Origin of the sequence: Hansschlegelia beijingensis (assembly GCF_045505405.1) — a bacterium.
Classification (GTDB): Bacteria; Pseudomonadota; Alphaproteobacteria; order Rhizobiales; family Methylopilaceae; genus Methylopila; species Methylopila beijingensis_A.
Genome location: NZ_JBJKEX010000169.1, coordinates 1 through 6,381, shown reverse-complemented (window position 1 = coordinate 6,381; position 6,381 = coordinate 1). Strand labels below are relative to the sequence as shown.

Sequence of the window (6,381 nt, the reverse complement as noted above, 5' to 3'; positions counted from 1 at the left end):
GCGCATGTTCTGCCGCCTCAAAGACTTCCGACGCGTCGCAACCCGCTACGACCGTAACGCCACCAGCTTCCTCGCCGCCGTCCATATCGCCGCGATCGTCAGCTACTGGTTATGAGTCTCGGCCCTAAGATCATGCCGCAAGATGTTGAGGAACGCTTTGTCCGCGCTTTGCAGCGGGGCATCCGGACGGAGGCGTTCAAGGCGATCCTTGCGGAGCGCCTGGATGGGACAGAGCCTCGCCGGGCGGTAAAGGCTCACCGTCGAAGGTTGCTCTGGCAGATCGGCCTCAAGCACGCAGGCCCGGGGCGCCCGAGCCTCATTCGCATGGTCGAAGCTACAGCCGCAGCGCTGGAGCACGCGCATCGCCACGGGACGCCTTGGTGATGAGCCCAATCAGCGACCTCGGAAACCTTTGCGCCAAGTCTTTTCGCGCTAGCGTCGACGTCTCGCACCTCACCGATGCGAAAGGTCGATGGCTGCCTCTTCCGGAGAAACAGCCCATCCCATGGGCGCGCCTGTTCCTGCGTGATTATTTCGAGACGAGCGAAGGGGCGCTCAGGCTCGCGTTCTGGCGCGATCAATGGTGGGTGTGGACCGGCTCCGTTTGGCAGCAAACAAAGAAATGCGACATCGAGGGCGCCATCTATCAAGCGTTCACGCATGCACAGGTTCAGACGAAGAGCGCGCGGGACATCTCGGATGGGAGGCCGTTCGCCTGCGACTCACGCAAGGTCGAACTCATCCTCGACGCATTGCGGGCGTTCGTGCGGCTCTCTGATGAGGTCGAGCCGTTCCAATGGTTCGAGCGGTGCGAAACCGACCCTGATCCCCGCAACCTTATCGCTTGCCGTAATGGCTTGTACGACCTCGCAAGACGACGCCTCCACGCACCGGACCGGCGCTTCATGGCGACGTCTGTCGCAGACTGGGCCTATGAACCGGGGCGGGAGCAACTCGAGTTCAACCGCTTCCTCTCGGGCCTCTGGCCGAAGGACGACGCCACCAGAGCGTTCCTTCAGGAAGTCGTCGGCTACATGCTGTCGGGGCACCGCAGCCTGCACAAGATTCCGGTGCTTATCGGCCCCACGCGCTCAGGCAAGTCGCTCATCCTGAATCTGCTCGGGAAGATCCTTGGGCCGGACCTCGCCGTAACACTCGGCACCGCTGCGATTGGTGAGACTTTCGGCCTTCAGGGCGTGATCGGCCGGCGGCTGGCGGCCGTCGCCGATATGCGGCTCAAGCGCCAGGTCGACCATGGCGCGCTTGCAGAACGGCTGCTGACCTTCAGCGGCGAGGACGGCGGAAGCATCCCGCGGAAGAACCGGCCAGACTGGCAAGGCACGCCCTCGGCGAAACTGATCTTCGCGGCCAACGAGATACCGCAAATCCAAGACGACTCAGGCGCCATCGCGGCGCGTCTGCTGCCGATCGTCTTCGAAAAGTCGTTCCTGGGCGCGGAGGATCCGAAGCTAAGCGAAAAGCTAGCCGCCGAGATCCCAGCGATCGTGGAGTGGGCGGCGGTGGGCTTCGACCGGCTCATGAAGCGCGGGCGTTTTCAGCTTCCACCTGCCAGTGCGGCGCTCGTCGCCAGCGTCCGCGCTGACGCCTCTCCCGTCGCGACGTTCGTCGCAAGCTGTTGCGAAGTCGGGCCAACGCGCGAAGTGGGCAAGGGGGAGCTCTTCGACTCCTGGAACTGCTGGGCGAAGGCAAACCATGAGCGGGAGATCGACCGGAGGCGATTTGGGCGAGCCCTCCGTAGTTCAGTTTCGGGTCTGTCCGAGATCAAACGTGGCCCGCGCGGCGCTCAGGTCGAGCATTACGTTGGGATTGGCCTCGCGTCAACTCCGAGTGGCCTCGTATCCTCCTACAGCGCCCTGCGCGACCATGTTTGATGATATGAAAAGCGTTGGCAAAACAGCCGGTTGCGTTGGCTCCTCTGTCAGTATCTCCTGTAATGCCTTTGGATGGATAAGGGAGCATCCCAGAGAAGGGAAGGAGCGCTTCTCTGGTCCTCGTAATAAAGACCGCATCAGAAATGCGCCCGAAAGGTCCTACGGTGATACACGTCGGCGACGCTTGGTTTCTCAACGTTCGTCGTCGAGCGGGCGAGGGCCTACCGAAGCGCCACAGTTGCCGCTGCCAGCCGATTGCAGCCGGGTTCAGCCATGATGCGGGGTTCTGGCACCCCGACACCGTCCGCCCGCCGGCGTCCCGGCCCGAGCGAGTCCAGGCGTGCCGCGAAGGCCCGGCGCGATGACCTCCTCCGCCGCATATGGGCGACGTCCTTCGCGGACATCCCGAGCGCGCATGCGGCGTCGATCATCATCGCTTGGCGAATCAGCGCCTATGCCCCGAGGTTCCGGCGAGACTTCGAACGCGGCCTCGCTCCAGAGGTGGAGCCAGAGCGGAGCTTCTTCTACGCGCTCGCCGCAGATCGCGAGCTAAGTCAAAGATCAATCCGGCGCATTCTAGAGCAACGGTAGTCAGTCGATCTTAGAAATAATTCGAGAAACGGCTATTTTTGGCCAACGGGACTCGACATCATCCGTTCAACGGAACGGAGCGAGAGACGTGAGCACATCGAACATTGATCTCAAGCGCCTGCGCGACCTAGTCGAGCGCGCGCAGATTGTGCGGGACCGGAGGCGCAGGCTTCAAAAACGCTTCGACAACGCCCATCGCGCCGCAAGCGTCGTTCGGCGTGAGTTCGAGTTGTTCTCGGCGAACCGCGGCCTGCGCCCGGCTTGGGACAACACGCCCGTAGCGATGACGGAGCGAACGGCCGGGGACGTCGAGCGCGCAAACCGCGAGCGGGACGAAGCTTACGCGGATCTTCGGGAAGCCCAGCGCGAAGGCGGGTCGACCGAAGCGGTCGCTTCGGCCTGCGCCGAGTACGCCCACGAGCGCCTCGGCGACCGCTGCCCGCTCCTCGTCCGCGAATTTCTGGGAGTTGAGCGGTGATCCTCGCGAAGAAGAAGCCCGCGTCCGTGAAGATGGACGATCTCGTCGCTATCCGTGCGCGCCTCGACGAGGCCCGGCGGCGGCGCACTTCGATCGAGGCTGCGCCGTGCGACGCTCAGGAACTCCGTGAGCGGATCGAACGCATTGTCGACGGCTCGATGGCGCTGGCGAAGTCGGAGCTCGGACTCGCGAATCTCGCCAACGAGGCCGCACCTATCAACGGCGTGAGCGTCGCTCTTCCCATTCATCCAGCGGGCGTCATCGGCGGTCCGACCGGCTTCGCGGTGGCGCCGCCTGTGCCGTACGGCTTCGGCCGCGCTTTTCAGAGTGCCGGCCTCGGCGTCCTGGCCTTGTTCATGGGCCGAGAAGTCGCCGTCGAGCGGCTCTTCGCCGAGGCCGAGCAGTTCGTACAGAACGGCCTCAGCGCAGCCGTGCGTGCCTCGAAACTTGCCGAGGTCGAGCGTGAGACCCGCGACATCGAACTCACCGAGGAGGAGGTCGTGCGGTCGCTGGAAAGCGCGGGCCTGCAGCCGGAGCGACGCGCCGACGCCCGTCCCGAAATCGTCCTCGCCGTTGACCTCAACAAGGTGGAGGCCCCGCATGTGGCGTGACGATAACGCGCCGCGTCTCGCGGCCAGCGCCCCGCCTGTCACGGCGGATGAGCGCGAGGCTTGGCGCACCGCGAGCCGGACAAGCCCTGCCGTCGCGACGGGCGCGGACCCGCAGGACAATAGCGCTCGCCGCATGTGGCGGCGGGCGCTGCGCGCCGCTGAGCCCGTCCGTGCCGCGGCCAACCCCGACAAAGTCGCAATGTGGCGACGCGCCTATCGGCGTGCGCCCCAACCGTAAGGAGAACTCTCATGGCTACGCCTCGCGACCATCTCGAGGAACTCGGAAGCCTCATCCGCACGATGCGGGTGGCGGAAAGTGACGCCGAAAAGAACCTGAGCGCGCGCGTCTGCGTCGCCCTGGTCGACGAGCTCGAGCGCGTCGGCTTCGTGTTTCCCCTCGGCCGCCTCGACGATGAGATCCCGCCGGCCGGCGGCGGCGCCGGCCAGGTGGCCGCTCAGGGCGCAGGCGAGGGGGCGGCCCCCGGATGACCGCGGGTCCTCCCCCCGGCCGCCCCCCATGCGGGGGACGCGGCCGCGCAGGCTCCCGCTAGCGTCTGATCCTAGACTTCACTCAACCGCCCGAGTGCCCGGTCCATGAGTTCCGACCTCGTCTCGAAGAGCAAGTTCGCGAAGCTGCTCAACGTCAGCAAATCCCGCGTGTCTCAGTGGGTCGCCCAAGGCATGCCGGTCGAGCCGGACGGGCGAGTGGCTTTCGACGAAGCGTCGGCGTGGGTCGCTTCAACGATTAAGGGACGCGAGCTGGCCTCAACGCCGGCTGCCGGCAAGAGCGGTAAAGGCGGAAGCCTGGTCGAAGCCCGCATCGCGCTGCTCAACGCGCAGACAGAGCGAACCGAGGTCGCGCTCGCCCGCGAGCGAGGGGAACTCATTTCGCGCGACACCACGGCCCGCTTCATCCGCGACTGGAACACGAAGATCAAAACGGGGCTGCTCAACTTCGCGCTTCGGCGCGGACCGGCGCTCGCCGCGGAGCTTCAGGTCGATGAGGTCAGGCTCGTCGCCGCGCTCGAGATCGCGATGCGGGAGCACATGACGGAGATGGCCAACGAGCCGCTCCCGATGGGGGTTAAGGATGCGAATTGATCTCACCAACGTCGCGGGCCGGCTCTTCAATACTCCGCTCATGATGCACAGGGCGCGGCTCGATACGGCGCTCGCTGCTCTCGGCCCGCGTCTTCTCGAGGGCTTCGATCCCGGCGCTGGAAGCCTGGACCGTCCCTCGCGCGAGGCGGCTCTTCCGGGCCGGCGGCTCTATGCCAGCGGTGGCTACTTGGCGGACGGCGGCATTGGCATTCTGCCTATCGTGGGGACGACGGTTCGGCGCGGCTCCTGGCTCGACGCGGCGTGCGGGCTCGTGAGCTATGGGCTCATTCGGCAAGGCTTCGACGAGATGCTCGCCGATCCAAACGTCCGCGGCGTGCTTCTCGAGTTTGACACGCCCGGTGGCGAGGCCGGCGGATGCTTCGACCTCGCGAGGCATCTTCGGTCCGCGGCCAGGGCCGCCGGAAAGCCCGTGTGGGCGCACGTCAACGAGCTCGCGGCCTCAGCTGGTTACGCGCTCGCGTCCGCCGCCGATGAGATCTGGATCGCCACGACGGGCGAAGCGGGTTCGATCGGCGTCCTGGCGGCGCACCTCGACGTCACCGCCGCCGACGCCAAGGCCGGCCTCAAGTGGACCTTCATTCATGAGGGCGCCCGGAAGGTGAACGGCAACCCGCACGTTCCGCTATCGAGCGAGGCCGAGAAGGCGATCCGCGCTGACGTGTCGTCGCTCTATGGCATGTTCGTCGAGCTGGTGGCCGAGCTGCGGCCCAAGCTCTCGGCTGCTGCGATACGGGGTACGGAGAGCGAGACCTTCAGAGGCGCCGAAGCGGTCAAGAAGGGGCTGGCCGACAAGATGGGCACCATCGACACGACGTTCGGCGCCTTCGTGCAGCACCTCGACAAGCGCGAGGCGGCGCAGCCGGCGGCGGTGCGGGAGGCAGGGCGCGCGGCGGTGGAAGCGGCGAGGCTCGCCGTCGCGAGGCAGGTGCTTCAGTCGAAGATCACGGCGGCCGTGTCAGTCGAGCACGCCCGCGCTGCGGCGCTGAGTACCATTGGCTTGCAGGCCGCCAAGTACGGCGTCGATTTTGACGTCGCCGTGGCTATCGAGCGCGGCGTCACGCCCGAGGCCGCTCGGATCAGCGTCATGACCGCCGCGGCCGAACGCGACGAGGCCACGATGATCTTCACGATGGCGCCAATAGAAGGTGCTCGCTCGGGCCGTTCGGTTGCAGACGGAGAGGAACTTTGGCGCCGTGTTCATCGCAGACGTTGAGAGCCTCTCAGCGATAATAGCTTCTCCACCTTCAACCGGCGGTGGGGAGGCCGGGCACTTTTTCCTTCTCTCGGTCACATACGCGTAACGCCGCCGCCCAGCGGGGTCACGGCGAGCGCTGCCGCGACAACGTCAAGAATGGGCCACCCTCGATGCGGGTGACAGGCTCAAGCCGGCGCACCTTTAGCGAGGCGCTAGCGGATGACCTCGGTGCCGGCGATCTCATCGCCGATTAAGTTGGTTCTTATACTCAACCTCCGTGTGCTAGCGAAGTCGGTAGCCAGCCGAAGTCCGTTGGGTAGGTAGATTTGTAATCAAGTAGACGAGCAAAGTCGCCCGCCCCGCACTAGGGCCGAGACTCATAACCAGTAGCTGACGATCGCGGCGATATGGACGGCGGCGAGGAAGCTGGTGGCGTTACGGTCGTAGCGGGTTGCGACGCGTCGGAAGTCTTTGAGGCGGCAGAACATGCGC

General features: G+C 65.6%; 6 protein-coding genes and 2 pseudogenes. 7 read left to right on the top strand and 1 reads right to left on the bottom strand.

Annotated features, from left to right (window positions below; genetic code table 11):
* The 7 genes and pseudogenes from ACIKT0_RS11280 to ACIKT0_RS11250 all read left to right on the top strand — a co-directional run.
* Positions 1–115 (top strand): annotated as a pseudogene (locus tag ACIKT0_RS11280) (IS5/IS1182 family transposase); the annotation flags it as partial.
* A gap of 268 nt (positions 116–383) precedes the next feature.
* Positions 384–1,892: a DNA primase family protein gene (locus ACIKT0_RS11275; RefSeq protein ID WP_407105439.1), complete on the top strand. Its 1,509-nt coding sequence runs from the start codon at positions 384–386 to the stop codon at positions 1,890–1,892.
* A 679-nt stretch (positions 1,893–2,571) separates the two neighbouring features.
* Entirely contained in the window at positions 2,572–2,961 is a 390-nt protein-coding gene (locus tag ACIKT0_RS11270; protein ID WP_407105438.1) for a hypothetical protein, read from the top strand.
* Positions 2,958–3,572 carry a hypothetical protein gene (locus ACIKT0_RS11265; protein WP_407105437.1) on the top strand — a complete coding sequence of 205 codons (615 nt, stop codon included), beginning with the start codon at positions 2,958–2,960 and terminating at the stop codon, positions 3,570–3,572. Before ACIKT0_RS11270 ends, ACIKT0_RS11265 begins: the two co-directional genes overlap by 4 nt.
* Before the next feature lie 249 nt (positions 3,573–3,821).
* Positions 3,822–4,061 (top strand): hypothetical protein, encoded by a 240-nt coding sequence (locus tag ACIKT0_RS11260; RefSeq protein ID WP_407105436.1) that lies wholly within the window; start codon positions 3,822–3,824, stop codon positions 4,059–4,061.
* 192 nt (positions 4,062–4,253) lie between these two features.
* Positions 4,254–4,673, top strand: coding sequence for a hypothetical protein (locus tag ACIKT0_RS11255; protein WP_407105435.1), 420 nt, complete (start codon positions 4,254–4,256; stop codon positions 4,671–4,673).
* Positions 4,663–5,907 carry a S49 family peptidase gene (locus tag ACIKT0_RS11250; RefSeq protein WP_407105434.1) on the top strand — a complete coding sequence of 415 codons (1,245 nt, stop codon included), beginning with the start codon at positions 4,663–4,665 and terminating at the stop codon, positions 5,905–5,907. Before ACIKT0_RS11255 ends, ACIKT0_RS11250 begins: the two co-directional genes overlap by 11 nt.
* 359 nt (positions 5,908–6,266) lie before the next feature.
* Here the strand turns inward: ACIKT0_RS11250 and ACIKT0_RS11245 are convergent.
* A pseudogene (locus ACIKT0_RS11245) lies at positions 6,267–6,381 on the bottom strand (IS5/IS1182 family transposase); the annotation flags it as partial.